Genomic DNA, 25,106 nt, shown 5'->3' with positions numbered 1-25,106 from the left:
GCGGTGGGTACTGGATATCCTGGATCGGGAAGTGGGTTCCACTGGTGCCAAATACAGGGGGCTGGTAAACCGGGTGGATACCTCAAATCCTGACAGGCCAGAGCACCAGCCTGATAAAATCGTATTATTGATTTCTAACCAGTGGCACATTAATTGTACCAGCTCAGACTCCAACTGACAGTTTGCTTGAAGTGAGTAGCGGACGTGACCTGCCCCCAGGAGTAAAAATAAACTTTCTATTGATACATTTAATTAACTTATTTATAACGTTATATTCCAAATGCAAACTTGTTCAATTGGATATGTATGGACATTCAAATCACACATCAAGTTACTGAATTTGATAAAGAAGAACTATTAACCGGGTTAAGAAGCTACAATGCTCAGTTCGTCGATTTTAGTAAAAATGGGCAGCTTGGAGTCTACTGCAGAAACGAAAGCGGCGAAATGGTAGGCGGATTAATTGCTGACAGAAAAGGTCCGTGGCTCTGCATCGACTATCTTTGGGTAAGTGAATCTGCAAGGAGCAACGGCCTGGGGAGCAAACTTATGGAGATGGCCGAAAAAGAAGGTTTGCGGAAAGGCTGTGTTCATGGACTTGTAGATACCTTTAGCTTCCAGGCTCTCCCTTTTTATGAAAAACAGGGTTATATACTTCAAATGTCGCTACCGGACTTTCCTAAAGTAGGTTCGCAAAGGCATTATTTAATTAAGCCTGGTTTATAGCTTTGCTGCATTTGAATACCCATAGTTTTATGAAAGCTGCAATCAGGTGGCTTTATAATATATCGTACTGGTGGCCTGTAAACACCATGATCAGCGTCCGCTTCTGGCACAGACGTTTAGAAGACAGTTCAATTGCGATCTGCTGGCTGGGATTTCGTCGCGCCACTCAAAAATGCACAGAGTTTTTCACCCGCCGTCAATGGCTCAATGGGCGTTTTTCCGAGGGCGGTCTCAGTCATGACGATGGCAGGACCAATAAGCATGGACCATACTTCGCTCGCGTCTTGCTCAAGCGATGTGAAGGCAAGGAACAGTGTCTTATCTGAAGGAAAGCGGTGCTGAGTATTAAAAAGTTTCAGCCAGGCGCGGGACTGCCGATCGGCCTGTGCTGATCGCGTGCCGAAGCGGAGTACTCTTTTTAGTATGGCGATACCCACAATGCCTGGCCCCAGAATAAAGGGACTCCCGACGTTTATGGTGACGCCGACCCCGAGAAAAACGAGGGCGAATGACAGCACGTTATCTACTCTTCTGGTAAGAGTACTGTACAGCTTTTCCAGAGAGTACCGGTAAAGAATTTGATAACTGATTTCATCCTTGCTCATACATCTCCAGATGGTTTTTCGATTACGCTCCGGCATGCTCCCGGAATCCTGACAGATTCTGCAATTATGCCACACTTCCTGGAGGGTATTAATTAGATAGAATATAAATAGCATGCAAATATTTTGAGCTTTTAGTCGATATCGCTTTGAAAATCATTTCTCCTGCACCAGGAGATGCTGTTGTCGGGAATCGCGTCAAACGTTGCTGCGTCGGTCGGACTGTATAGGGTAACTCTCGCAGTCAGACTCTCATTATGGTCTCTAAATGGATAACCCGCAGTCGTAACACGCCGAATGTCACGACTGACGCTATTATTACCCTGGCTTGTTAAAGCGGCATGACCACATTTTCTATATATAATAATTGGTTGTCTTTCGACCAGTATTGTCGAGTTTTTTGGTTTAATTCAACAATCCATTTAAAAACGCCTGCCGTTGCCAGATCGGTACAGTATGTTTCATAGGAATGCTCCCCCGAAAAGTGTTTGGCTGAAGTCAATTTTATTAATTGCGTATTTGGTGTTGAATTGACTTTAATCAGCTTTCTATTGCTTTTAATAGAAATGAAGTGGCCTGCATGAGTGATAATTTTCACATTACCGGTAGCAACAAAATAGATGTAATAAGCGATATTATTATATTCCAGATCGATTAGAAATGCGTTGAAATTTGCATCCTTTCTGACGCGCTCGAAAAAGTGGTTAAGCATAAGCTGTAATTCCATTTGTTAACCTATTGTAAGTTATAATGTTATATGTTGTGTTAGAGTATTGTTGCTTAAAAGAAGCTATACAAAGATGTCACCTAAAAGCAATAATAATCGCCTGGTATCATATAGTTTACGTTATGATTGGAATAGTGTTGCAATTGTTACTGATTATTTCTCGTAGCGCGTTTTTTTGACCACTAATAGATGAGTCAATTCATTTCATTTGTAGTTTTTCTGAACGCCATGAAAAGTCATAATATATAAAAATCAGTTAATTAATTGATGTTTAGATAAGGATTACAGTGGCGGAGAGGTTTGGCGTGGCGACTTTATAGGTTTTGAAAAAGCGGCTAACTCGCTGGCAGGATAATTGGTGGCCAGCCTGCGAATGGGGGCAAAATCGTAACAACATCAGCATAAATAATAATATTCATGAATGTTTAGTGTGACGCAGCAGTTGAATTGAAGTGATGTTTTGCCTGTTCAGGATTGTCCCGATAAAAATGTTCCTCGATAAAAGTCGATCACCTTGCGCCGAAAAAAAACAGGCTAAGTGACAGAAGAACAAAATTCATTAGAAAAATAAAATTTATAAAGATCAATGAGTAAAAATGGTTGTGGAGAAGGTGGCTATTTTTTGAAAGCAAGAAATATAAATAAAGTGTAGCTATGCATAGTTATCTAAAAGGAGAACTACCGTGACTAACATAACACTATCCACCCAGCACTACAGAATCCATAGAAGTGACGTTGAACCAGTAAAAGAAAAAACAACGGAGAAGGACATTTTTGCAAAAAGTATTACTGCCGTTAGAAATAGCTTTATCAGCCTGTCGACGAGTCTGTCAGATCGTTTTAGCCTGCATCAACAAACAGACATACCGACTACCCATTTTCATCGTGGGAACGCTTCTGAGGGTAGGGCAGTATTAACCAGTAAAACTGTTAAAGATTTTATGCTGCAAAAGCTCAATAGTCTGGATATCAAAGGTAATGCGAGTAAAGATCCGGCCTATGCTCGTCAGACATGCGAAGCCATATTATCAGCCGTGTACAGTAATAATAAAGATCACTGTTGTAAATTACTCATCAGTAAAGGGGTCAGTATTACCCCCTTTCTGAAAGAGATAGGAGAGGCTGCGCAGAATGCGGGGCTACCTGGGGAGATAAAAAATGGTGTATTTACTCCAGGTGGGGCAGGGGCGAATCCTTTTGTCGTCCCCCTCATTGCTTCCGCGAGTATTAAATATCCGCATATGTTTATAAATCATAATCAGCAGGTGTCTTTTAAAGCGTATGCTGAGAAAATCGTTATGAAAGAGGTTACGCCGCTGTTTAATAAGGGGACGATGCCGACGCCACAACAATTTCAGTTAACTATAGAAAATATTGCAAATAAGTATCTTCAGAATGCCTCCTGAAGATAGCAAACACAATACTGCTATTAACCATATGAATTAATAGCAGATTTTTGAAACTATATATTCATTTTTATGGCGACGCTTTTAACAAAACGTCGTCATCTTTATTTTAATATAAAAATCAAATGGCTATCCTTAAAACTTAAAATAATTGTTATTACTCTAAATACCGGTATAACCAGACAGCTTTTTTTGTAACGCTGCGTGTTGTTAAGTCTATGATACCCGCGCACGGATGATGTCTCGATAAGGATTAATGGTCTGTTAACTGTCAGGAGAGGTTATGCCGCCTTTAAAAAAAATTATGCTGCTCCTGTTTGTGGGGGTGATGGTCGCCACGGTAACGACACCTGCATTGGCGCTGGTTTGCCTTGCATCTCACTCAGCTAAAGAGTGTGCTGAAGCCTGTGGTGTCGATATGTGGTTTATGTTTTTGGCATGCTTTTAAGGAGGGAGAATATTGAACGTGAACAGGCGATAGTGAGTAGCTCGCTGCGCCAGGGGATAACACTCCCCTGGCGCAGCCAGTTATATTTTATTGCGATAATAACAAAGTATTTACTCGCTACTGATGAAATTCGCTATTTACAACAGCGCACGCTTACTAAGCAAAAAAATCTGCACACGCTATCTTTTTATATCTGTCCTGGGTAATGAACGACAGGAAAAACATGATGCGGCCTGAAGAGATTTATCAGCGAATAGAGGCAAAGAATTGGCGGCATGTCTGGGTGGTTGGCGATATTCACGGCTGTTTTTCAATGTTAATGAAAAGGTTACGTGAGTGTCGATTTGATCCGCAACAAGACTTGTTAGTTTCTGTGGGCGATCTCATTGATAGAGGCCCGGACAGCCTGGGTTGCCTGGCTTTACTGCGTGAGTCCTGGATGATGGCGGTTCGCGGCAATCATGAACAAATGGCGCTGGATGCGCGGGCCTCATTGCAGTCGACGCTGTGGTTGATGAATGGTGGCGACTGGTTTACCCGCCTGACCGCTGAACACGCTGCGCAAGCTGAAGCGCTTTTTATCCTTTGTCAGCGGCTGCCCTGGATACTGGAAGTTCGCTGCCGCCATAGCACGCATGTGATCGCTCATGCAGATTATCCAGCGTCAACCTATCAATGGCAAAAAAAGGTCGACTTACATCAGGTTCTCTGGAGCCGCGAACGGCTCATAAATAAGCGTGGCGGGATTAGCGGAGCCGATCATTTTTGGTTTGGCCATACGCCGTTGCGCCGGCGCATGGATTTTGCCAACGTACACTATATTGATACAGGCGCGGTATTTGGCGGGCAATTGACGTTAGCGCGGATACAATAGCGGTATCAGCGACCAGGGTTAAAAATCGCTATATTGCTGCGCAGGTCGCCAGAAGCCGTCGATAAAATCCTCTACCGGAAAACAGCCGCCATGGCGAATCCGTTGATCGTCCATCGAATAAAGACATTGCTGCTCGGTATCGTAGATGTCCACGACAATATCCTCGCATCCTCCATCCAGGTAACATACAAAAAGTACCAGCGCGAACATTACATCCTCAATGTTAACTACTTTACACGATAGTGTAGGAGAGGTTAGCGCAGGGGGGAAATGAGAAAAGGAAGAATAAATAACCCGCCTGGCGACGGGTTCTTTTTGAGTCAGGCAAGACGCATGACCCAGGCATCAGATTTAGGATCGTAATGATTACGGAACAAAACGGAATGTTCCCCGTTGAGAATGGCGGGAACGCTGGTTTCGGCATCCCAGGCGTCCAGTTGCATACATAAATCCGGATCGGATTTACAGGGGATAGTTAACGTTCGCTCCCCCGGTGATTCGCCATGTAATTCGGCATCGTCGATTTCAAAAGCGCCAATGCGCACACTGGTTTTCATCATCGTGCTCTCCGTTAATACGCTAATTGTGGTACGACCAGTTTAGCCGTCCATTTTTCAGCGTAGTCAACGTACGCAAAAGCGCCAGTCAAAAAGTGCGGTTTTTTTGTGCGCCTTTTAACTATTACCAGTAAAGAGTTTGCCATCACGTACCAGTTCACGCGGGTAACTGTTCTTTATTCTGGCGCCGATACGTTTTGCCAGACCAAGCGGCTGATGCTGGAACGTCACCAGGACATCATCAGCGGCAGGAGGTGTTTGCGGATAAATATCCCGACCGCGATACCACTCCTCCGCCTCTTGCGCAGAAAGTTCGAACGCGTGAGCATGAGCCGGACAGGCAAGGGCTATCGTCGCCTCATGTTGCCAGCGATAGCCTTTATTATGACTTTCGGCCAGCTTAATGCCGAGCCGGGAAAAACGGACTTTTCCGATCAGTGATTCAATCTCTGCCGGGAACAGCCAGACCTCTTTATCACGCTGCCAAAGATGGAGATTTTCATCCCATAGCAGTCCGACGGCGTTGGCCGCCTGGGTAACGTGTAATGCTTCGCGGCCTTTGAGGGGGGTAAAAGGAAATGCCCCCACTTTATACCCCGGCGCGGGCATGGCTGGAAGGGATGACATTTTACGCAGACGTGCGACAAAGAATCCTTCGCAGTCGTAAATTTGCGGGAAGACGTGCAGGAAGCCTTCCGGGGTGAGGGCGCGGTCAGCGTCAGGAAACAGATCACCCAGCGGCAAAAATTCAACGGCGTCGGCGTAGGTCTCTTGCAGCCAGAGGCAGACCTCTTCGTTTTCCTGGCGATTTAACGTGCAGGTGGAGTAGACCAGCGTGCCGCCGGGTCGTAAAGCATGAAAAGCGCTGTCGAGCAATTCCCGCTGTGTCGCAGCGATATCCAGATTGCTTTCTGGCGACCAGTTTTTTAGCGCATCAGGATCTTTACGTACTACGCCTTCGCCAGAGCAGGGCGCATCCAGCAGGATAGCGTCAAACATCTCCGGTAACGCAGCGCCAAATACGCGGCCATCGAAATGCGTCAGTGCGGTATTGGCGATTCCACATCGGCTGATATTAGCGTGCAGAACTTTGACGCGGCTGGCCGAAAATTCGTTGGCCAGAATGGCGCCGCGGTTCCCCATGCGGGCAGCGATCTGCGTGGTTTTGGAGCCAGGCGCCGCTGCCATATCCATGACCCGCTGCGGATGATTATCATCGGCGAACAGGGCCGCGACCGGCAGCATCGAACTGGCCTCCTGAATGTAAAACAGGCCGCTTAAATGCTCAGCGGTACTGCCAAGCGGCAATGCATCTTCATCATCGCGCTCGATCCAGAATCCTTCATGACACCACGGAATTGGCGTGAGCGACCAGCCGTAGGGCGCGATTAGGGCAAGGAAATCAGCCACGGATATTTTAAGCGTATTGATGCGTATACTACGGCGCAACGGGCGTTGGCAGGCCGAAATAAATTCATCAAAAGAGAGCGTGGAAGGCATTGCTTCACGCATTTGCGTCAGAAAAGCGTCAGGAAAATAGACAGCGTGTTGAGCCACAGGTGTATCGCCGGCAAAAAAACAGGCGCGCAGTGTAGCATAAAACGCTCCGGCGCGAGTACGCCGGAGCCGGGTGTTTAACGTGGCAGAGCGGTGCCCCATTCACGCCACTCTTTCGGTTCGCTCTCTTGTAACAGGAAATGCTTACCGGCTTGCGCTTTTGGCGCCAGCGGCGTACCTGGTGGAGTAGCGAAGGCGATACCGCCACGGATGAACTGATTAAATGTCCCCGTTTTCACCACGCCGCCTGTCAGACCAAAGTCGAGACTATAGCCGGAGGCAAGCCAGAATACGGAGTTATTACGCACCAGATATTGGTAACGCTTACTGATGCGCAAGGTGATCATCACGCGATCGGAGAGCGACCCCAGGGACATTCCGGTGACGGTTCCCACTTCGATACCGCGGAACAGGACGGGGGTGCCAATATTAAGCGAGCCTGCTTCTGGCGCCTCCACGACGATGCTTAACCCATCCAGATAGCGTGAGTCGGTAATCGTGGCTTCCTGCAGTTCAAAGTCGCGCCGCGCCGCGCCGCGTCCTGGCTCAACGTTAATATAGGGTTGGAGAATTGTATCCAGATGCTCGACACCCGCCGCGGAAATTTGTGGCGTAATAACGGAAAAACGTGTCCCGGCGCGGGCAAATGTCTGTACGTACTCCGGATAAAGTACGGCTTTTGCCTGCACTTCATTACGTGCGGTGATCAATTCCAGCGTCTGGATCTGACCGATATCAATACCGAGGTAACGAATGGGCATCCCTTCCGCCAGCTTTCCGGCGTCGAACGCGTGCAGCGTAATTTGTCCGCCTACCGCGCGGGCGGAAGTTTCTGAAGCATAAAGAATGCGTTTATCGCCTTTGCGCCGACTGGCGCTGGCGCCGCTCAGGTTATCAAAACTAATGGCCCCTTTCAGCGCGCGGGAGAGTGGCGAGGCCTGTACCGTTAGGCCGCTGCCGTTAAGTTGCACCTTCGCGCCGCCTTCCGCCCAGAACACGCTATTGCTGGTTAACAGGTGGCGATACTCCGGCTTAATATGCAGGTCGATGTCAAAGGTATTGGCGCGTGGGCGAACGGTGATGACTTCGCCTACTTCAAATTTTCGATACAGCACGACGGAACCTGCCTGGACATCCGGCAACGTTTCGGCCGTCAGCGTCAGGGTGGTAGTCGGTAAGTCACTAAGGCTATTTTCCAGCGCTTTTTCCAGGTTAGCATAGAGCGGGTAGGTGGATTTCATCTTCCCGCTCGTACCGGGTAAAATACGAATTCCGCCGTCAATCCACTCGCTGGCGCTGGCGCCGAGGAACTCTACGCCGTCAAGGCCGACTTTGACATCCACCCGGCTGTTGACCACGAATTTACTGTCGCCCTGTACCAAATCCCGGTGCTGCGGTTCAATCGCGACGGTGAATGACACGCCTTTACTGGATAAGTTGCGCTCAATGACCTGGCCAATTTTTACACCATGTAAAATTAACGGCTGGCCCGGTTCGATGCCGTAACTTTCCGGGGCCGTCAGCGTCAGGGTTAAGGCATTCGCCTCATGCAGCAGGGCCTTTTCACCCGGCACCACCACAAATTCACTGCGCGGTTCGCCGTCGCCCGGCACCAGCTCGAAGGTTTTTCCGGTTAACAACGAACTGATATTCGCGTCGCTCAGCGACAGTTTGGGATTGCGTAACTCAATACGCGTATTTTCCCGCATCAGCGGAACAACGCTGGGATCGACGGTCATCTCTCCGGTGACTTTACCGCCAGGGTTGAGCGTCAGTTTAGAAAGCTCACCCACCTCCAGTCCCTGGTACATGAGCGGCGTAGATTCCGCCTTCAGACCGTCTCCGCTGGGCAGCTCAAGTTTAACGATTACCCCTCGTTGGCTGTGGGCTAAATCTTTATATAAGCCGAACGTGTCATCCTGGGCGGCGGGTTTGGAATTGTCCGGCGAGTCAAACGCAATCGCGCCATTGACCAGGGCCGCGAGGCTTTCCAGTTTCACCTTCGCGCCGCTCAGGCTTAGATCGGCGTCAATGCCGGAGACATTCCAGAAACGGCTGCCTTTTTTCACCAGATCGGTAAACCGTCGCTCAATTAGAACGTCAATCGTCACGCCTTGTTTGTTAGGGTTAATCGAATAGTCATACACCCGTCCGACAGGGATTTTACGGAAATAGACCAGTGAACCGCTATTAAGCGAACCGAGATCCGGCGCATTGAGATGAATCATCAGATCGCCGTTGCTAAGCCGGTATTTAGGCTGAGTATCCAGGGCGACGAAATGATCTCTGGGCTTGCCTTTACCTGGCATCATACCGATGTAATTCCCGCCGACCAACGCATCCAGGCCGGAAACGCCCGCCAGCGAGGCTTTGGGCGTCACCAGCCAGAATTGCGTCTCTTCGCGCAACGCATCTTCCATATCTGATTTGATACTGACGCGAACTTCAATTTTGCGCAGATCTTTGCTCAGGCTGACATCTTCCACGGTGCCGACTTCTACTCCCTGATAACGAACGGGAGTCCGGCCTGGTACGATACCGTCCGCCGACATAAAATCGATAGTCACGCTATTGCCGCGATCCTGGTAGCTATCCCATACTAGCCACCCTGCGATCATTAGCGCGATAAGCGGTAGCAGCCAGAAAGGTGAAATACGGCGTTTGGTTTTAATTTGCGCTTCAGTCTTCGAAGCGGGCGTTTCCTGACTCATGTGCATCCCAAAGTAAGCGGCTATCCAGCCATTCCACTGCAAGAATAGTCAAAATTACCGCTGCGCCGAAATAAAACGCAGCCGGTCCCATAGTAAAAGCCAGAATCTGATCGCGATTAATCAGAGACATGGTTAACGAGATAACGAAAAGATCCAGCATCGACCAGCGGCCTATCCATGTCACCAGACGCAGCAACAGAATTCGCGTCCGCAGTCCCTGTTCGCATTTAAAATGGATACTCAACAGTAGCGTAAACATCACGATGACTTTGGTAAACGGCACCAAAATACTGGCGATAAAAACGACGGCGGCGACGGCGATATTGCTGCTGGCAAGCGACATAATGCCAGACAGGATAGTATCTTCCTGACGCCCGCCATTAATGTAGATTACCGAGATAGGCAGCAGGTTTGCCGGCAGCAAAAAGACAATAGACGCCAGCAAGGCCGCCCAACACTTTTGTATGCTCTGTTTTCTGCGTAGCCGTAGCGGAATATGACAACGCGGGCAGCGTCCTTTCGCATCCGGATAACCGCTAAAGTGGCAGCCAAGACAGACGCGCAATCTTTCGTCCGCACGTTGAGCAGGGCGCTGCGGATAAAATCGTTCCCATAGTTGCTCCACATTCAGATGAATCATAGTCAGAATGCTAAGAACCACCAACGAGACGAATGCTAAAAGCCCGATGCCCGGCTGCAGAAAGGCATAGTCCTGCACTTTGATAGAGGCAACGCCAATACCGACCAGATAGATGTCCAGCATCACCCACTCTTTCAGTTTTTCCAGCATCAGCAGGACTGGACGCAGATTCATGCCGAGAAGGCTGCCAAACCACAGATAAGCAATTGAAAAAACCAGAATAAGCGGCGCGCCCACCACGCAAAAGAGCACCATTGCGGCGGTTAACGGATCGCCCTGCTGCGTCATTTGCCAGATGCCGTGCATCACATTGGCATCAATGCGTACGCCCAACAGGTAGATATGGAGTAACGGTTCGCTCCAGGCAAACGGCATCAATAGCAGCATGGTTACCGCCATCGCGGTCAGCCGCGTCAGCGACCAGTCGCGCCCATCGCGAATTTTGGCCTGGCAACGAGGACAATAAGCGCTTTGATGAGCGCTCATCTCCGGCAAGCTGAACAGCATGTCGCATTCAGGGCAGCGCTGATAGTGGCTGCGCGGCAGCGCTTCGCTAATTGACCTGATCGTTAGCTTTTTTGTTGGCGTGACGTGTGAGGTGTTCAGAGCCATGTATCGTGAATCAAAGTGTTAGAATAATGTAATCTTAACTCATGACAGGAATAATCTTGAGCAAGAACGCATTTAATGCTTATTTTAATAGCCTGTGTTTAGGAGTAAGACCACGAAGTGATTATATAATGAGCAAAACAGAACTATACGCGGCGTTAAACCGCGATTTTCAGTCGTTAATGGCAGGTGAAACCAGCTTTCTGGCCACGCTGGCGAATACCAGCGCGTTACTGTTCGAACGTCTTACCGAGGTGAACTGGGCAGGATTTTATCTCCTCGAAGGCGATACGCTGGTGTTGGGGCCGTTTCAGGGGCGAATCGCCTGTGTGCGGATTCCGGTTGGTCGCGGCGTGTGCGGCGCAGCGGTAGCGCAGAATAAGGTTCAACGTATTGATGATGTTCATGCGTTTGACGGCCATATTGCCTGTGATGCCGCCAGCAACGCCGAAATTGTGCTGCCTGTCACGGTTGGTGAACGGATTATCGGTGTGCTGGATATAGATAGCACGGCGTTTGGCCGTTTTACCGAAGAAGATGAACACGGCCTGCGTACGCTGGTCGCACAGCTTGAAACCGTGCTTGCAACGACGGATTACAAAAAATTCTTTGCGAGCGTCGCAGGATAATCAACGGATAACGTAGCAATTACTGATGGCGTCATTATAATGACGCCTGTTCATGCCTGCTGCTTGTTGGCTACGTCCGTTGTAATCAGGAAATTTCATGGAAAATCAACCTAAGTTGAATAGCAGTAAAGAAGTTATCGCGTTTCTGGCCGAGCGTTTTCCTCACTGTTTTAGTGCGGAAGGCGAAGCTCGCCCGCTGAAAATTGGTATTTTTCAGGATCTGGTAGAGCGAGTTGGGGGCGAAATGAACCTCAGCAAAACGCAACTTCGTTCCGCTTTACGTCTTTATACTTCAAGCTGGCGTTACCTGTACGGCGTTAAGCCGGGCGCAACGCGCGTCGACCTTGATGGCAATCCGTGCGGCGAGCTGGAAGAACAGCATGTCGAACATGCGCGTAAGCAGCTTGAAGAAGCCAAAGCCCGTGTTCAGGCGCAGCGCGCAGAGCAGCAAGCGAAAAAACGCGAAGCTGCCGCGGCGGCTGGCGAAAAAGAAGACGCGCCGCGACGCGAGCGTAAACCTCGCCCGGTAGCGCGTCGTAAAGAAGGCGCTGAACGTAAACCTCGCGCTGATAAACCGACGACGAAAGCGCCGCGTGCGCCTCGCGAAGAGAAGCACACGCCGGTTTCTGATATTTCAGTATTGACCGTAGGGCAGTCCCTCAAGGTGAAAGCGGGTAATAATGCGATGGATGCCACCGTATTAGAAATCACCAAAGATGGTGTCCGTGTACAGCTGAATTCGGGTATGTCTTTGATTGTACGCGCAGAACACCTGGTGTTCTGAAACGGAGGCCAGGCCTGGCATGAACACTTTTTTTAGGCTTACCGCGTTAGCTGGCCTGCTTGCATTAGCAGGCCAGTCCTTCGCCGTGGAAGATATTACGCGTGCCGATCAAATTCCCGTACTAAAGGAAGAGACGCAACATGCGACGGTGAGCGAGCGAGTAACGTCGCGTTTTACCCGCTCCCACTATCGCCAGTTCGATCTGGATGAGGCATTTTCGGCAAAGATTTTTGATCGCTATCTGAATCTTCTCGACTATAGCCACAACGTTTTGTTGGCGAGCGATGTCGAGCAGTTTGCGAAAAAGAAAACCGTGTTGGGCGATGAGCTGCGCACGGGTAAGCTGGATGTTTTTTACGATCTTTATAACCTGGCGCAAAAGCGCCGGTTTGAACGTTACCAGTACGCGCTAAAAGTGCTGGAGCGGCCAATGGATTTCACCGGAAACGATACGTTTAACCTGGACCGCAGTAAAGCGCCCTGGCCGAAAGATGAGGCTGAGCTAAATGCGCTGTGGGATGGTAAAGTGAAATTCGATGAGCTCAGTCTGAAACTCACCGGCAAGAGCGACAAAGAAATTCGCGAAACGCTGACGCGTCGCTACAAATTCGCTATTCGTCGCCTGGCGCAGACCAACAGTGAAGATGTGTTCTCGCTGGCGATGACCGCTTTTGCGCGTGAAATCGACCCGCATACGAATTATCTTTCTCCCCGCAATACCGAGCAGTTTAATACCGAAATGAGCCTGTCTCTGGAAGGTATCGGCGCGGTGCTGCAAATGGATGACGATTATACTGTCATTAACTCATTGGTCGCCGGCGGCCCGGCAGCGAAGAGTAAGTCAATTAGCGTCGGCGATCGTATCGTTGGCGTAGGGCAGGCCGGAAAACCGATGGTCGACGTCATTGGCTGGCGTCTTGACGATGTGGTGGCGCTGATCAAAGGGCCAAAAGGCAGCAAGGTCCGACTGGAAATACTGCCGGCTGGTAAAGGGACGAAAACGCGTATTATCACGCTGACGCGTGAACGGATTCGTCTTGAAGATCGCGCGGTTAAAATGTCGGTGAAAACCGTCGGCAAGGAAAAAGTTGGCGTACTGGATATTCCAGGCTTCTATGTTGGCTTGACCGATGATGTCAAAGTTCAGCTTCAGAAGCTGGAAAAACAGAACGTTAGCAGCATCGTTATCGATCTGCGTTCAAACGGCGGCGGGGCGCTGACGGAAGCCGTTTCGCTTTCCGGTCTGTTTATCCCTTCTGGTCCGATAGTTCAGGTGCGCGACAATAACGGCAAAGTGCGTGAGGATAGCGACACCGACGGCGTGGTCTACTACAAAGGCCCGCTGGTGGTGCTGGTCGATCGTTTCAGTGCCTCGGCATCGGAAATCTTTGCTGCCGCGATGCAGGATTATGGGCGCGCGCTGATTGTCGGTGAGCCGACCTTCGGTAAAGGGACGGTACAACAATATCGTTCGCTAAACCGAATTTACGATCAGATGCTTCGCCCGGAATGGCCTGCGCTGGGTTCGGTGCAGTACACCATTCAGAAGTTTTACCGTGTCAACGGCGGTAGTACGCAGCGTAAAGGGGTCACGCCGGATATCATCATGCCGACTGGCAATGAAGAGACGGAAACCGGAGAAAAATTTGAAGATAACGCCTTGCCGTGGGATAGCATTGATGCGGCGAAGTACGTGAAATCGGATGATTTGGCCCCGTTTGGCCCGGAATTATTGAAAGAACACAACGCGCGTATCGCCAAAGATCCTGAGTTCCAGTACATCATGAAGGATATCGCACGTTTCAATGCCATGAAGGATAAGCGCAACATTGTCTCTCTGAATTATGCGCAGCGTGAGAAAGAGAACAATGAAGAAGACGCTCTGCGTCTGGCGCGTATTAACGATCGGTTTAAACGTGAGGGTAAACCGTTGCTGAAGAAACTGGACGATCTGCCAAAGGATTACCAGGAGCCGGACCCGTACCTCGATGAAACGGTGAAGATTGCTCTGGATCTGGCGCATCTTGAAAAAGAAAAACCAGCGGAGCAGGCGGCTGCCAATAAGTAACGCTAAACAGGCACAAAAAATTGTGCCTGTTTTTTTTAACAAGCGCAGAAGTCGTCAGGATAATGCTACAAAATGTAAAGTTGTGTTTTTCTCGTGACTTACCGCCTGGTGATGCTTGAAAATAGCCATAAGACCCATACGATGTGGGTAATCGCATAGTGCGCTTTGTTAAATTGAGGTTAAAAGAAAATTATGATGCGAATCGCGCTCTTCCTGCTGACGAACCTGGCCGTGATGGTCGTTTTCGGGCTGGTTCTGAGCCTGACAGGGATACAGTCGAGCAGCGTGCAAGGCTTGCTGATCATGGCGCTGCTGTTTGGTTTTGGCGGTTCTTTTATTTCATTGCTGATGTCCAAATGGATGGCGTTAAAATCCGTAGGAGGGGAAGTTATTGAACAGCCTCGCAATGAAAGAGAACGCTGGTTGATGAACACCGTAGCAACGCAAGCGCGCCAGGCCGGTATCGCCATGCCGCAGGTTGCTATCTACCATGCGCCGGACATTAACGCGTTTGCGACGGGCGCACGCCGTGACGCCTCATTGGTCGCTGTGAGCACCGGTTTGTTGCAAAACATGAGCCCTGACGAAGCGGAAGCCGTCATTGCGCATGAAATCAGCCATATTGCCAATGGCGATATGGTGACGATGACGTTGATTCAGGGGGTGGTTAACACCTTCGTTATCTTTATTTCGCGCATTATCGCGCAAATTGCCGCTGGTTTTCTGGGCGGCAACCGTGATGAGGGCGAAGGAAGTAACGGTAATCCGCTAATCTATTTCGCCGTTGCGACGGTGCTGGAACTGGTCTTCGGTATTCTGGCGAGCATTATCACCATGTGGTTCTCCCGTTACCGTGAGTTTCATGCCGATGCGGGATCGGCGAAGCTGGTTGGCCGTGAAAAAATGATTGCCGCGTTGCAGCGCCTGAAAACCAGCTACGAGCCGCAAGAAGCGACCAGCATGATGGCGTTTTGTATTAACGGTAAATCGAAATCGTTAAGCGAGCTGTTTATGACGCACCCACCGCTGGATAAACGCATTGAAGCGCTGCGTAGCGGCGAGTACCTGAAATAATAAGCCCACTGGCAAGTATGAAAAGCGCGTCGAATGACGCGCTTTTTTTACGCCTGAACGCGTGGTTGCGTAATACGTAAACCGCTCACTACCGCCGCGAGAGTCGCCAGGATCGCCGCTGCGAGCAGCGAAAGATGCGTACCGCTATCGCCAAACTGGTTCAACATCAGCGCTACCAGCGCGGCGCCAGTACTTTGGCCTAACAGTCGCGCCGTGCCCAGCATCCCGCTGGCGCCACCGCTGCGCTCACGCGGCGCGGAAGTGATAATGGTGTGATTATTCGGCGACTGGAACAGGCCAAACCCTGCGCCGCAAAGGATCATCGGCCAGATAATATTCAGATCGGAGGGGGAGGCTGGCAACATGACCAGCGCAAACAACCCGGCTGCCATTATCACCATTCCCAGCGCCCCCAGCAAACCGGCATGAAGACGTTCTATCAGGTGTCCCGCCAGCGGCGCCATCACCATCGTTGCCAGCGGCCAGGGCGTCAATAACAGGCCGGTTTCTACTTCGCTACGGCCCAGCACGGTTTGCAGATAAAAAGGTAGCGAGACCATGGCTAACATTTGCGCGCAGAACGAGCAAATTGACGTGCCGATCGAGAGTGAAAAAAGCGGAATGCGTAACAAGTCGATGGGTAACAAGGGGACGGGCAAAGAAAGCTGGCGGCGCACGAAGAAAAACCCGACCACGACCAGAACGAGCAGCTCTGCGCCAATCAACGTTAGCGACTGTCCCTGGGCAAAGCCGCTCAATGCGGTAATCAGCAGGCCAAATGTGAGCGCATTCATTACCGCGCTCGGTAAGTCAAAGCGCGGCTTAGTGTCATGGGCGATGTTTGCTGGTAAAAAGCGTATGGCCAGAATTAACGCGATGATACCTAACGGGACATTAATCAGAAACAGCCATTTCCATGATGAGATGGACAAAATCGCCGCGGCGATCGTCGGACCCGCGGCGGAAGAGACTGCGACGATAAAAGAGTTAATTCCCATGCCTCGTCCCAGATGACGCTGGGGGTAGATAAGACGAATCAGCGCCGTGTTTACGCTCATTAGCGCCGCGCCGCCAAATCCCTGCGCGATGCGCGCCAGCGTCAGCATCTGCAGCGAGTCTGAAAGCGCGCAAAACAATGATGAAAGCAGAAATACCACTAAACCACATTTATAGATCCGGCGATAACCAAACATGTCGCCTAAAAAAGACAGGGAAAGTAGTGAGACGACAATGGCGATTTGGTACGCATTGACAATCCAGATAGAGCTGGCAGGGGAGGCATGTAAATCAGTCGCAATGGTTGGCAGCGCGACATTAGCGATTGCGCCATCCAGAACCGCCATCGAAATACCGATAATAATCGTCAGGATAGCGCCGTATCTCTGCGGGAGGGGCAGGCCATCGGCCCGTGTTTTTTCCATAAGTATTTTGTAATAAGGGGAATTATGAGCTGAATAATAATGTTAGCATTAATACTGAGTTGTTATGTCGCAGATTTGTAACGAAGTAAGCAAAGATGGATTGCGGGCGACCTGGCGTGAAATTATAATAAAAACTCGTTCTGAATTTTATAAAACGCTCGTAATGAGGTGATAAATGGCAAACGCAGATCTGGATAAGCAGCCTGATTCTGTATCTTCTGTGCTGAAAGTTTTCGGCATTCTGCAGGCGCTGGGTGAAGAGCGTGAAATAGGGATTACCGAGCTATCGCAGCGCGTCATGATGTCGAAAAGCACCGTTTATCGCTTTTTGCAAACCATGAAAACGCTGGGCTACGTGGCTCAGGAGGGGGAGTCTGAAAAATACTCTCTGACGCTAAAGCTGTTTGAGTTGGGCGCGCGAGCGTTGCAAAATGTTGATCTCATCCGCAGTGCGGACATTCAGATGCGCGAACTGTCTCGTCTGACAAAAGAAACTATCCATCTTGGCGCGCTGGATGAAGACAGCATTGTCTATATCCATAAAATTGACTCTATGTACAATCTGCGGATGTACTCACGTATTGGGCGTCGTAATCCGCTGTACAGTACGGCCATCGGTAAAGTGCTTCTGGCCTGGCGCGACCGTGATGAGGTTAAGCAGATTCTCGACGGCGTAGAGTATAAGCAAAGCACTGGACGCACGATTACCAGCACTGAAGCGTTGTTGCCGCTGTTGGATGAAGTGCGTGCGCAAGGCTACGGTGAAGATAACGAAGAACAGGAAGAAGGGTTACGTTGTATCGGCGTACCGGTATTTGACCGTTTTGGCGTAGTCATCGCAGGGTTAAGCATTTCGTTCCCGACGCTGCGTTTTTCAGAAGAACGCCTACAGGAATATGTGGCTATGTTACACGCCGCCGCGCGTAAAATTTCTGAACAAATGGGTTACAACGATTATCCCTTCTAAGCAACGTTATTAGCATGACGTTAAAAAAAAGCAGCTACGAAAAATGTAGCTGCTTTTTTTATAACATCGGGTGGGATGAAATCGTAAAAGTAGATAATATCTGTCGGCTTATTTAACGGTTATTAAAATATTATTTAACAGTACTTATGAACAACAGCCAATATAGGGGAATTATTGGCGATAGTTTCACTGTGAAATTATTTATTGCCGCTTAGCCATTATCCACCACGGTGGCGATTTTTCTGAAAATGGGACAGTCGGAAAAGCCAATAATGCCGCTGTTGGTATGGAGATATTGCGCCGTGCTGGTGCCGCGTGCGGTCAGGTAATGGCACTGTAAACCCAGCCCCGCAGCGTTCACTTTACTTCCCACCAGGACGCCATAGCCGCTCATCAGCAGGCCTATCCACACCAGGGCAAACAATACAATTGCGCGAATGATCAAACGCATTACTACCTCTTTTCTTTTTTAGTTAGAATAAGAGTAGCGTGTACATTGATTGAAACAAGTGAATCATTCCTAAAAACATATAATGCCGCTACAGTTACTCCTGGTTTAAGTAACTCATGATAATTTAGCGACATAAGATGTAAGATCGGAGAGTGGAGTGAAAAAATTTCGATGGGTCGTTCTCGGCATCGTGGTGGTAGTATGCCTGTTGCTGTGGGCGCAGGTGTTTAATATCATGTGCGATCAGGATGTACAATTTTTCAGCGGTATTTGCGCCATCAATAAATTTATTCCCTGGTAAACGTTTTACACCAGAGATTTCCTTCCCGTGTAGCAGTGGTAGAATGACGTCTCTACATTGAGGTGGTGAAATGAACGACGTTTTAAACTCTGGTGCGTTTTCTCTTGCATCTTTAATAGTATCAATGGTGGTTCTGGTGGTGGGGCTGGTGCTCTGGTTCTTTGTCAACCGGGCAAGTTCCCGTGCCAACGAGCAGATAGAACTGCTCGAAGCGTTATTGGATCAACAGAAGCGGCAAAACGCGTTGTTACGTCGCCTTTGCGAAGCAAACGAACCAGAAAAAGAAGCGGAACCCGCAACAGCGGCAAGCGAACCAAAAGAGGATGAGGACATCATTCGTCTGGTTGCAGAACGATAATGCTTACCGGGGCGCAAATGGCGCCAGTGCCATACGCCCCATTTCCCCGTCGGATCTCTCCGCGTTGCCGTTTGCAACTGATACTACGGCATCAACGCCTTACATAATATATGGCTTTATATGCAACATAGTTTTATATGTATAACAAAAGGACATATGGCATTTTTGTGATACCGCTCATTCTCTATTAAAAGCGAAACGTTTCTCTCTCTTTATGGATTGTCATTGTTTGTTCATTATTTTAAGGCATTCTGTAAAGACGCAGAACATCACAAAAAGCGGTGTCGAAAATCGCTTTTTTTTTCTATTATTTTGATTAAAAGGTGTTTTTTATCATTGTGACAATTTATGCATAACTCAGCATAGAAAGTGATATGAAAAATACAGCTTTTAAATGTGATTTGATGCACTGGAAGAAGCGAAGTTATTGAGCTATGGTAGAAAAATGGCTTTTCAGCAGTGACGTTGTCAGGAGTCCGTCAGCGCGTGAGGATATATCTTTCGCAACTTTGTTGCATAAACGTGCTGTCAATTTGTGAAGGTTCTCGTAATTTGTGCGACGGATCGAGACACGTTTAAAAATGGCTTGCCATAATTAACGTTGTATGTGATAACAGGCTTTGGGTTAAACGAGGTACAGTTCTGTTTATGTGTGGCATTTTCAGTAAAGAAGTCCTGAGTAAACACGTTGACGTTGAATACCGCTTCTCTGCCGAACCTTATATTAGTGCCTCAAGCAGTAATGTCTCAGTTTTATCTATGTTATGCCTACGGGCAAAGAAAACACTCTAAGGAATTTTGCAAATGGCAAAGATTAAAGGTCAAGTTAAGTGGTTCAACGAATCCAAAGGTTTTGGCTTCATTACTCCGGCTGACGGCAGCAAAGATGTGTTCGTACACTTCTCCGCTATCCAGGGCAATGGTTTCAAAACTCTGGCTGAAGGCCAGAACGTTGAGTTCGAAATTCAGGACGGCCAGAAAGGTCCGGCTGCTGTTAACGTAACAGCTATCTGATTGACACCACTGATTTGATGCGTTTGTCGCGTCAGCCTCAGATATAAAGCCTCGCTAAAAGCGGGGCTTTTTAATTCAATATCCTTCAAAATGTGTCTGGATGCGCTCTCGTTAGCGATTTGTTGCAAAGGCGCGATGTTATTAGCATTGTTTTTTCTGGTTTTTCCGTCCGTTTCCCGTTAAATCAATCACCTGAAAAATGATTCGGCTGGAGATCAGGTGAAAAAGAAAAGCGACGGCGATACCCGTAATTTTACGCCCATACGTTTTGCACTACTTTGCACTGCCATTCTGCTCAGTATGGCATTGTTGTTAGGGCGGGTGGCATGGCTGCAAATTGTTACGCCGTCGAAACTGGTGAAACAAGAAGATATGCGCTCGCTTCGTGAAGTGACCACAGCCTCTCCACGCGGCATGATCACCGACAGAGAAGGGCGACCCTTAGCGGTGAGCGTTCCGGTTAATGCTGTCTGGGCCGATCCGAAGACTATCATAAGCAAAGGCGGCGTTGGCTACAATGAGCGCTGGCAGGCGCTGGCCAGCGCCTTACATCTGTCGCTCAGTACGCTTGCGGAACGGGTAAACAGTAACCCGGCAGGCCGTTTTATCTACCTTGCGCGCCAGGTTTCACCCCAGCAAGCCGAATGGATAGATAAACTGAATCTACCGGGTATTAACCTGCGGGAAGAGTCGCGCCGTTTTTACCCTGCCGGACACGTAGCGGCCAATTTGATCGGCTTTACCAATATCGACGGGCAGGGAATAGAAGGTATTGAAAAAAGCTTTAACGCGCAACTGACGGGAAAACCGGGCTCCCGACTGGTGCGTAAAGATAAATTTGGTCACGTTATTGAGAACATTACGGAAGTGAATCCGGTTCCTGCTCATGAACTTCAGCTTAGCATTGATGAACGTCTGCAAACGGTTACCGAAGATGCGCTGGATAACGCCGTCATCTGGAACAAAGCGGAATCCGGCGCTGCCGTATTGATTAACATCCCAACGGGTGAAATTCTCTCGATGGCGAGCTACCCGGATTTCAACCCGAACAATCGTGAAGGCGCGCAGTTGGACGATTTTCGTAACCGCGCGATTAGCGACACTTTCGAACCCGGTTCTACTGTGAAGCCATTGGTCATTATGACTGCGTTACAGCAGGGCATCGTGCAGCCGGACAGCGTTATCGATACCCATCCTTTTACTCTCGATGGACACCGTATCCGCGACGTCGGTTACTATCCGGAACTGACATTAACCGGCATTTTGCAAAAATCCAGCGATACCGGCGTTTCTCACCTTTCTCTGGCGATGCCGGTGCAGAAATTAATGGATACTTATAAAAGCTTTGGTTTCGGCGTGCCTACCGGACTGGGTCTCACCGGAGAGAGCAGCGGGTTATTACCGAAACGCCGTTACTGGAGTGATTTAGATCGCGCTACCTTCGCTTTTGGCTATGGATTAATGGTGACGCCGCTGCAACTGGCGCATGTTTATGCCACGATTGGCAGCTTTGGTATCTACCGTCCGTTATCGATCACCAAAGTTGATCCGCCCGTGATCGGCACGCGGGTAATGCCGGAAGAACTGGTGCACGAGGTGGAACATATGATGGAGAGCGTCGCGTTGCCTGGCGGCGGCGGAACAAAAGCCGCAGTAAGAGACTACCGTATTGCGGTCAAAACCGGGACGGCGAAAAAAATTGGCGATGATGGTAAATACGTCGATAAGTATGTGGCATATACCGCAGGCGTCGCGCCGGCAAGTAACCCCAGGTTTGCACTGGTGGTGGTGATTAATAATCCACAAAATGGGGCTTATTATGGCGGCGCGGTATCTGCGCCCGTATTCAGCCAGATCATGGGCGATGTGCTGCGGCTGGAAAATGTTGAGCCAGACGGTATGCCAGCCGATTCAGATCACCTTCTGGTGATGCATGGCAGCCACGTTGCGGTTCCGGGCTCGTAAAGGATTTTCCCGGGGCGCAATTCGCGTTACACTTGCGCCCTTTAGCGCCTCAGTCCGGAGTTGTCATGTCGTTTACCTGTCCGCTTTGCCATCAGCCGCTTACGCAGATTAATAACAGCGTTATATGCCCACAGCGCCATCAGTTTGATGTGGCGAAAGAGGGCTACATCAATCTGCTGCCGGTACAGCATAAACGTTCGCGCGATCCGGGCGACAGCGCCGAAATGATGCAGGCGAGGAGAGCGTTTCTTGATGCGGGCCATTATCAGCCGCTGCGCGATGCGGTGATTAACCTGTTGCGCGAGCGGCTGGATCAGTCGGCCACGGCGATTCTGGATATCGGCTGCGGCGAGGGGTATTACACTCATGCTTTTGCCGAGGCGTTGCCGGGAGTCACCACGTTTGGACTGGACGTTGCTAAAACGGCGATCAAAGCGGCGGCGAAGCGCTATTCGCAGGTGAAGTTTTGTGTGGCGTCAAGCCATCGACTGCCCTTTGCCGATGCGTCAATGGATGCGGTGATCAGAATCTACGCCCCGTGTAAGGCGCAGGAATTGGCGCGCGTGGTGAAACCTGGTGGTTGGGTCGTTACCGCCACGCCTGGACCGCATCATCTGATGGAACTAAAAGGGCTCATTTATGATGAGGTGCGTTTACATGCGCCGTATACCGAGCAGCTCGACGGATTCACATTGCAACAGAGTACCCGCCTTGCTTATCACATGCAGCTCACCGCCGAAGCGGCTGTAGCACTGTTGCAAATGACGCCATTTGCCTGGCGCGCCAGGCCAGAAGTGTGGGAACAACTGGCCGCCAGCACCGGACTTAGCTGCCAGACGGATTTCAACCTTCATCTCTGGCAGCGTAACCGTTAACCGTGAAAATGCGTCCAGAGGATCTGGACGCCAATTCCTATCAGTACGACCCCGCCGAGAATTTCAGCACGCTTACCCAGCATTGGGCCGATAAAGCGACCGATCATCATTCCGAGGGTGGACATGATAAGCGTGGCGCAACCGATAGCTAATGCGGTTGCGATGATGTTTACCTGCAAAAACGCCAGACCGACGCCAACCGCCATCGCATCAAGGCTGGTCGCGATAGCCGTCGTGACTAATAGCCAAAAGCTGTGGCGGCGTAACGGTGTTTCATCTTCATCACTACCGCCGCGGATACCTTCGATGATCATGCGTCCGCCCAGAAAGATCAGCAGAACAAAGGCTATCCAGTGGTTCCATTCCAGAACGAATTTACTCGCCAATATCCCCAGCCCCCAGCCGATTAACGGGGTCAGCGTTTCAACCGCGCCAAAGATAAGGCCGGTACGCAACGCTTCTGAGAATTTGGGTTTATGTAGGGTGGCGCCTTTGCCAATTGATGCCGCGAAAGCATCCATCGACATGCCGAAAGCGAGAAGAACAGTAGCAGTAAAGTGCATGACAACGTCCTGACCGGGGTATCCATTAAACACATCACTGCCCCCAGCAAACATGCATGTCGCCATTCTGTGACGAAATACACAGCAGTTGATGCGCCTATGGTCTCGCCTGACCAGCGGCGGCTGGTCCGTACGCGCCACGTTTTGCAACGAGTATGTTGACGCGTACATTTCCGGAGTCTGGAAATCGGCTACTCCCCAATTGACGGCGCAACATTAACATATTTTTAGAATATAAAACAACAGAGATAAAATATTATTTGCCTTCTAATTGAAAACGATTTTCATTTAGATTTTTTCATCAATAAAACGTTAAATTAAATAACAATTGGTCAATAGAAAATATAGCCTTAGCTATATTATGATTCGAAATAAAATTCGAAAAACATAGTTGAGGCTATATCTTAGGTTATTGATTTTCAATAAGAAGCTTATATATTTTTTCCAGATCGTCGATATTGCGTACACGGATAAGCAAGCGTCGTTGTTCTAATTGCATCACCAGTACGCCGTCCTCCGATAAATTCATCTCTTTAATACGGTTATATTCTATCCAGACATTGGCGAAGAAAAAGCCACGTTGTTTAAAGATGATCCGTGGCGTGCGGATCCAGAATATATAAAACCCCATTAACGCCAGCGCACTTAATAACCATGTGGTCATCTGCGCTCCGTGGCTGGTTACGTTGTTATAAATAAGGATGGCGACCAGCCCAACGAAGATAACACTGTCTACGCGACCACGGCGGAGCAGGGCTATAGAAAGCAGAGTGGGGCCATTGCGACGGGGCATGATGAACTGATCGTAGAGAGCGTAAGCCAATAATGCGGCAATAAAGAGAATCAGCACCAGGTCCGTGATAGTCATTTATCCTCCAGAGAAATAAAAAAACGGGGCCGTTTGGCCCCGGTAGTGTACAACAGCCTTATTGGCCCAGCAGTCCCACGGAGTAGCCGGCGATACCGATGACGAAGAAGCCCACGATAATCCACAGCGGGTTAACTTTCTTACGCAGCAGCCACATACAGGCAAAGGTCAACAGTAGCGGAACCAGCCCCGGCATCAGCTGGTCGAGAATGGTTTGCACGGTGGTAACGCGTGTCTGACCATCCTGACCGGTGATGGTAGAGACCACCAGCGGGATATTCACATGCGTCCACTTGTTAACCAATGCCCCCATGACAAACAGGCCGAGGATTGACGCCCCCTCAGTCAGTTTTTGCAGGAAGCCGCCGCCCATATCTTTAACGATATCGACGCCTTTGCGGTAGCCATAAGCCACGCCATAATAACGGGTCGCCAGACGCACCAGGTTAAACAGGATGAAAAACAGCAGCGGACCAAGCAGGCTGCCGCTCATCGCAATACCTGCGCCCAGCGCCGCGAATACCGGACGGACGGTACCCCAGAAGATAGGGTCGCCGACGCCTGCCAGCGGTCCCATCAGACCGACTTTGATACCGTTGATAGCGCCATCGTCAATCTCTGCGCCGTTCGCACGCTTTTCTTCCATTGCCAGGGTCACGCCCAGTACCGGCGCCGCAACGTAAGGATGAGTGTTAAAGAACTCCAGGTGACGTTTAATCGCCTGTTTACGCGCGTCATTATTCTCCGGATACAGGCGACGAATCGCTGGCACCATAGAGAAGCAGAAGCCCAGCGCTTGCATACGTTCGAAGTTCCATGACCCCTGGAACAGGTTAGAACGAAGAAATACGCCGCGAATATCGCTCGGAGTGAGTTTTTTCTCGGTGGTAGTTTTAGTCATATCAACCATT

Annotated in this window: 28 protein-coding genes and 1 riboswitch; of the genes, 16 read left to right on the top strand and 12 right to left on the bottom strand. The window is 49.6% G+C overall.

From position 1 onward, the window contains the following. Positions 1 to 306 precede the first annotated feature (306 nt). Positions 307 to 726 (top strand): GNAT family N-acetyltransferase, encoded by a 420-nt coding sequence (locus ACLD3P_RS06800; protein ID WP_000354410.1) that lies wholly within the window; start codon positions 307 to 309, stop codon positions 724 to 726. 128 nt (positions 727 to 854) lie between these two features. Here ACLD3P_RS06800 and ACLD3P_RS06795 read toward each other — a convergent pair whose 3' ends face one another. Further along, a complete protein-coding gene (locus ACLD3P_RS06795; protein ID WP_000030946.1) occupies positions 855 to 1,331 on the bottom strand; it encodes a hypothetical protein in 477 nt (158 codons plus the stop codon). A 328-nt stretch (positions 1,332 to 1,659) separates the two neighbouring features. Next, complete coding sequence (locus ACLD3P_RS06790) at positions 1,660 to 2,055, bottom strand: DUF1398 domain-containing protein (protein WP_079898341.1); 396 nt, start codon at positions 2,053 to 2,055, stop codon at positions 1,660 to 1,662. A gap of 683 nt (positions 2,056 to 2,738) precedes the next feature. Here ACLD3P_RS06790 and sopE2 point away from each other — a divergent pair. From sopE2 to pphA, 4 genes are all read left to right on the top strand, one after another. Then, positions 2,739 to 3,461, top strand: a complete 723-nt coding sequence (gene sopE2, locus ACLD3P_RS06785; protein ID WP_020839289.1) for an SPI-1 type III secretion system guanine nucleotide exchange factor SopE2 — start codon at positions 2,739 to 2,741, stop codon at positions 3,459 to 3,461. A 283-nt stretch (positions 3,462 to 3,744) separates the two neighbouring features. Further along, positions 3,745 to 3,909: a hypothetical protein gene (locus ACLD3P_RS06780; protein ID WP_001134853.1), complete on the top strand. Its 165-nt coding sequence runs from the start codon at positions 3,745 to 3,747 to the stop codon at positions 3,907 to 3,909. Then, entirely contained in the window at positions 3,900 to 4,115 is a 216-nt protein-coding gene (locus ACLD3P_RS06775; protein ID WP_313905068.1) for a serine/threonine protein phosphatase, read from the top strand. The genes ACLD3P_RS06780 and ACLD3P_RS06775 overlap by 10 nt, the downstream gene beginning before the upstream one ends. Positions 4,116 to 4,132: 17 nt before the next feature. Continuing rightward, positions 4,133 to 4,783: a protein-serine/threonine phosphatase gene (gene pphA, locus ACLD3P_RS06770; RefSeq protein WP_079828484.1), complete on the top strand. Its 651-nt coding sequence runs from the start codon at positions 4,133 to 4,135 to the stop codon at positions 4,781 to 4,783. An 18-nt stretch (positions 4,784 to 4,801) separates the two neighbouring features. On the opposite strand, the gene ACLD3P_RS06765 is transcribed toward pphA, so the two are convergent. From ACLD3P_RS06765 to yebS, 5 genes are all read right to left on the bottom strand, one after another. Then, positions 4,802 to 4,993: a YebW family protein gene (locus tag ACLD3P_RS06765; protein ID WP_000457838.1), complete on the bottom strand. Its 192-nt coding sequence runs from the start codon at positions 4,991 to 4,993 to the stop codon at positions 4,802 to 4,804. Between the two features lie 110 nt (positions 4,994 to 5,103). Next, positions 5,104 to 5,340 carry a YebV family protein gene (locus tag ACLD3P_RS06760; protein WP_024131167.1) on the bottom strand — a complete coding sequence of 79 codons (237 nt, stop codon included), beginning with the start codon at positions 5,338 to 5,340 and terminating at the stop codon, positions 5,104 to 5,106. Between the two features lie 117 nt (positions 5,341 to 5,457). Next, positions 5,458 to 6,897 (bottom strand): 16S rRNA (cytosine(1407)-C(5))-methyltransferase RsmF, encoded by a 1,440-nt coding sequence (rsmF, locus tag ACLD3P_RS06755; protein ID WP_411006461.1) that lies wholly within the window; start codon positions 6,895 to 6,897, stop codon positions 5,458 to 5,460. 77 nt (positions 6,898 to 6,974) lie between these two features. Then, entirely contained in the window at positions 6,975 to 9,608 is a 2,634-nt protein-coding gene (locus tag ACLD3P_RS06750) for a PqiB family protein (protein WP_001529852.1), read from the bottom strand. After that, positions 9,577 to 10,860 (bottom strand): membrane integrity lipid transport subunit YebS, encoded by a 1,284-nt coding sequence (gene yebS, locus ACLD3P_RS06745; RefSeq protein ID WP_001207293.1) that lies wholly within the window; start codon positions 10,858 to 10,860, stop codon positions 9,577 to 9,579. The genes ACLD3P_RS06750 and yebS overlap by 32 nt, the downstream gene beginning before the upstream one ends. Before the next feature lie 128 nt (positions 10,861 to 10,988). Between yebS and ACLD3P_RS06740 the strand changes: the two genes are divergently transcribed. From ACLD3P_RS06740 to htpX, 4 genes are all read left to right on the top strand, one after another. Further along, complete coding sequence (locus ACLD3P_RS06740) at positions 10,989 to 11,486, top strand: GAF domain-containing protein (RefSeq protein WP_001518229.1); 498 nt, start codon at positions 10,989 to 10,991, stop codon at positions 11,484 to 11,486. Positions 11,487 to 11,583: 97 nt separating this feature from the next. Next, a complete protein-coding gene (gene proQ / locus ACLD3P_RS06735) occupies positions 11,584 to 12,270 on the top strand; it encodes an RNA chaperone ProQ (protein WP_000431401.1) in 687 nt (228 codons plus the stop codon). Positions 12,271 to 12,289: 19 nt separating this feature from the next. Continuing rightward, positions 12,290 to 14,338, top strand: a complete 2,049-nt coding sequence (prc, locus tag ACLD3P_RS06730; protein ID WP_001091241.1) for a carboxy terminal-processing peptidase — start codon at positions 12,290 to 12,292, stop codon at positions 14,336 to 14,338. Positions 14,339 to 14,530: 192 nt separating this feature from the next. Then, entirely contained in the window at positions 14,531 to 15,412 is an 882-nt protein-coding gene (gene htpX, locus ACLD3P_RS06725; RefSeq protein ID WP_000984498.1) for a protease HtpX, read from the top strand. Between the two features lie 47 nt (positions 15,413 to 15,459). Here the strand turns inward: htpX and ACLD3P_RS06720 are convergent, their stop codons facing one another. Continuing rightward, positions 15,460 to 16,833 (bottom strand): MFS transporter, encoded by a 1,374-nt coding sequence (locus ACLD3P_RS06720; RefSeq protein ID WP_411006462.1) that lies wholly within the window; start codon positions 16,831 to 16,833, stop codon positions 15,460 to 15,462. Positions 16,834 to 17,008: 175 nt separating this feature from the next. Between ACLD3P_RS06720 and kdgR the strand changes: the two genes are divergently transcribed. After that, positions 17,009 to 17,800 carry a DNA-binding transcriptional regulator KdgR gene (gene kdgR / locus ACLD3P_RS06715; RefSeq protein WP_001262195.1) on the top strand — a complete coding sequence of 264 codons (792 nt, stop codon included), beginning with the start codon at positions 17,009 to 17,011 and terminating at the stop codon, positions 17,798 to 17,800. Positions 17,801 to 18,011: 211 nt separating this feature from the next. On the opposite strand, the gene yobH is transcribed toward kdgR, so the two are convergent. Beyond that, positions 18,012 to 18,251: an invasion protein YobH gene (gene yobH, locus ACLD3P_RS06710; RefSeq protein ID WP_001236780.1), complete on the bottom strand. Its 240-nt coding sequence runs from the start codon at positions 18,249 to 18,251 to the stop codon at positions 18,012 to 18,014. Positions 18,252 to 18,408: 157 nt separating this feature from the next. On the opposite strand from yobH, the gene mgrB reads away from it, so the two are divergent. The 6 genes from mgrB (at position 18,409) to rlmA (ending at position 22,764) form a co-directional block, all read left to right on the top strand. Then, positions 18,409 to 18,552: a PhoP/PhoQ regulator MgrB gene (gene mgrB / locus ACLD3P_RS06705; protein WP_000714547.1), complete on the top strand. Its 144-nt coding sequence runs from the start codon at positions 18,409 to 18,411 to the stop codon at positions 18,550 to 18,552. A gap of 70 nt (positions 18,553 to 18,622) precedes the next feature. Next, on the top strand, positions 18,623 to 18,910 hold the full coding sequence (locus tag ACLD3P_RS06700; protein WP_001667129.1) for a YebO family protein: 288 nt from the start codon (positions 18,623 to 18,625) through the stop codon (positions 18,908 to 18,910). 648 nt (positions 18,911 to 19,558) lie between these two features. Further along, on the top strand, positions 19,559 to 19,702 hold the full coding sequence (locus tag ACLD3P_RS06695; RefSeq protein WP_001537930.1) for a DUF2627 domain-containing protein: 144 nt from the start codon (positions 19,559 to 19,561) through the stop codon (positions 19,700 to 19,702). Positions 19,703 to 19,714: 12 nt separating this feature from the next. Then, positions 19,715 to 19,924: a transcription antiterminator/RNA stability regulator CspE gene (gene cspE, locus ACLD3P_RS06690; protein ID WP_001062678.1), complete on the top strand. Its 210-nt coding sequence runs from the start codon at positions 19,715 to 19,717 to the stop codon at positions 19,922 to 19,924. A gap of 219 nt (positions 19,925 to 20,143) precedes the next feature. Next, positions 20,144 to 21,889 (top strand): peptidoglycan glycosyltransferase FtsI, encoded by a 1,746-nt coding sequence (gene ftsI, locus ACLD3P_RS06685; protein ID WP_000730322.1) that lies wholly within the window; start codon positions 20,144 to 20,146, stop codon positions 21,887 to 21,889. A 65-nt stretch (positions 21,890 to 21,954) separates the two neighbouring features. Continuing rightward, positions 21,955 to 22,764: a 23S rRNA (guanine(745)-N(1))-methyltransferase gene (gene rlmA, locus ACLD3P_RS06680; protein WP_000010925.1), complete on the top strand. Its 810-nt coding sequence runs from the start codon at positions 21,955 to 21,957 to the stop codon at positions 22,762 to 22,764. Here rlmA and mntP read toward each other — a convergent pair. The 3 genes from mntP to ACLD3P_RS06665 form a co-directional block, all read right to left on the bottom strand. Further along, the gene (gene mntP, locus ACLD3P_RS06675) at positions 22,761 to 23,327 is read right to left on the bottom strand and encodes a manganese efflux pump MntP (protein ID WP_001518359.1); all 567 of its coding nucleotides are present in this window, start codon (positions 23,325 to 23,327) and stop codon (positions 22,761 to 22,763) included. The two genes, rlmA and mntP, sit on opposite strands and share 4 nt — an antisense overlap. A 111-nt stretch (positions 23,328 to 23,438) precedes the next feature. Further along, positions 23,439 to 23,540, bottom strand: a riboswitch (yybP-ykoY riboswitch). A 196-nt stretch (positions 23,541 to 23,736) separates the two neighbouring features. After that, entirely contained in the window at positions 23,737 to 24,195 is a 459-nt protein-coding gene (locus ACLD3P_RS06670) for a DUF986 family protein (protein WP_000156280.1), read from the bottom strand. A gap of 58 nt (positions 24,196 to 24,253) precedes the next feature. Continuing rightward, positions 24,254 to 25,105, bottom strand: coding sequence for a PTS mannose transporter subunit IID (locus tag ACLD3P_RS06665; protein ID WP_001518647.1), 852 nt, complete (start codon positions 25,103 to 25,105; stop codon positions 24,254 to 24,256). Between the last annotated feature and the right edge of the window lies 1 nt (position 25,106).

This window comes from Salmonella sp. 741265073_HBA (assembly GCF_046569105.1).
Classification (GTDB): domain Bacteria; phylum Pseudomonadota; class Gammaproteobacteria; order Enterobacterales; family Enterobacteriaceae; genus Salmonella; species Salmonella enterica.
This window is presented reverse-complemented; position numbering and strand designations above follow the sequence as displayed.

Coding starts and splice junctions, on each gene's coding strand:
- mntP (WP_001518359.1), bottom strand. CDS start 23,327: ATGCACTTTACTGCTACTGTTCTTCTCGCTTTCGGCATGTCGATGGAT.
- pphA (WP_079828484.1), top strand. CDS start 4,133: ATGATGCGGCCTGAAGAGATTTATCAGCGAATAGAGGCAAAGAATTGG.
- ACLD3P_RS06800 (WP_000354410.1), top strand. CDS start 307: ATGGACATTCAAATCACACATCAAGTTACTGAATTTGATAAAGAAGAA.
- ACLD3P_RS06695 (WP_001537930.1), top strand. CDS start 19,559: ATGTGTGGCATTTTCAGTAAAGAAGTCCTGAGTAAACACGTTGACGTT.
- htpX (WP_000984498.1), top strand. CDS start 14,531: ATGATGCGAATCGCGCTCTTCCTGCTGACGAACCTGGCCGTGATGGTC.
- yebS (WP_001207293.1), bottom strand. CDS start 10,860: ATGGCTCTGAACACCTCACACGTCACGCCAACAAAAAAGCTAACGATC.
- kdgR (WP_001262195.1), top strand. CDS start 17,009: ATGGCAAACGCAGATCTGGATAAGCAGCCTGATTCTGTATCTTCTGTG.
- ACLD3P_RS06760 (WP_024131167.1), bottom strand. CDS start 5,340: ATGAAAACCAGTGTGCGCATTGGCGCTTTTGAAATCGACGATGCCGAA.
- rlmA (WP_000010925.1), top strand. CDS start 21,955: ATGTCGTTTACCTGTCCGCTTTGCCATCAGCCGCTTACGCAGATTAAT.
- cspE (WP_001062678.1), top strand. CDS start 19,715: ATGGCAAAGATTAAAGGTCAAGTTAAGTGGTTCAACGAATCCAAAGGT.
- ACLD3P_RS06790 (WP_079898341.1), bottom strand. CDS start 2,055: ATGGAATTACAGCTTATGCTTAACCACTTTTTCGAGCGCGTCAGAAAG.
- ACLD3P_RS06720 (WP_411006462.1), bottom strand. CDS start 16,833: ATGGAAAAAACACGGGCCGATGGCCTGCCCCTCCCGCAGAGATACGGC.
- ACLD3P_RS06670 (WP_000156280.1), bottom strand. CDS start 24,195: ATGACTATCACGGACCTGGTGCTGATTCTCTTTATTGCCGCATTATTG.
- ACLD3P_RS06780 (WP_001134853.1), top strand. CDS start 3,745: ATGCCGCCTTTAAAAAAAATTATGCTGCTCCTGTTTGTGGGGGTGATG.
- prc (WP_001091241.1), top strand. CDS start 12,290: ATGAACACTTTTTTTAGGCTTACCGCGTTAGCTGGCCTGCTTGCATTA.
- ACLD3P_RS06665 (WP_001518647.1), bottom strand. CDS start 25,105: ATGGTTGATATGACTAAAACTACCACCGAGAAAAAACTCACTCCGAGC.
- yobH (WP_001236780.1), bottom strand. CDS start 18,251: ATGCGTTTGATCATTCGCGCAATTGTATTGTTTGCCCTGGTGTGGATA.
- ACLD3P_RS06750 (WP_001529852.1), bottom strand. CDS start 9,608: ATGAGTCAGGAAACGCCCGCTTCGAAGACTGAAGCGCAAATTAAAACC.
- proQ (WP_000431401.1), top strand. CDS start 11,584: ATGGAAAATCAACCTAAGTTGAATAGCAGTAAAGAAGTTATCGCGTTT.
- ACLD3P_RS06775 (WP_313905068.1), top strand. CDS start 3,900: ATGCTTTTAAGGAGGGAGAATATTGAACGTGAACAGGCGATAGTGAGT.
- ACLD3P_RS06740 (WP_001518229.1), top strand. CDS start 10,989: ATGAGCAAAACAGAACTATACGCGGCGTTAAACCGCGATTTTCAGTCG.
- ACLD3P_RS06765 (WP_000457838.1), bottom strand. CDS start 4,993: ATGTTCGCGCTGGTACTTTTTGTATGTTACCTGGATGGAGGATGCGAG.
- ACLD3P_RS06700 (WP_001667129.1), top strand. CDS start 18,623: ATGAACGACGTTTTAAACTCTGGTGCGTTTTCTCTTGCATCTTTAATA.
- ACLD3P_RS06795 (WP_000030946.1), bottom strand. CDS start 1,331: ATGAGCAAGGATGAAATCAGTTATCAAATTCTTTACCGGTACTCTCTG.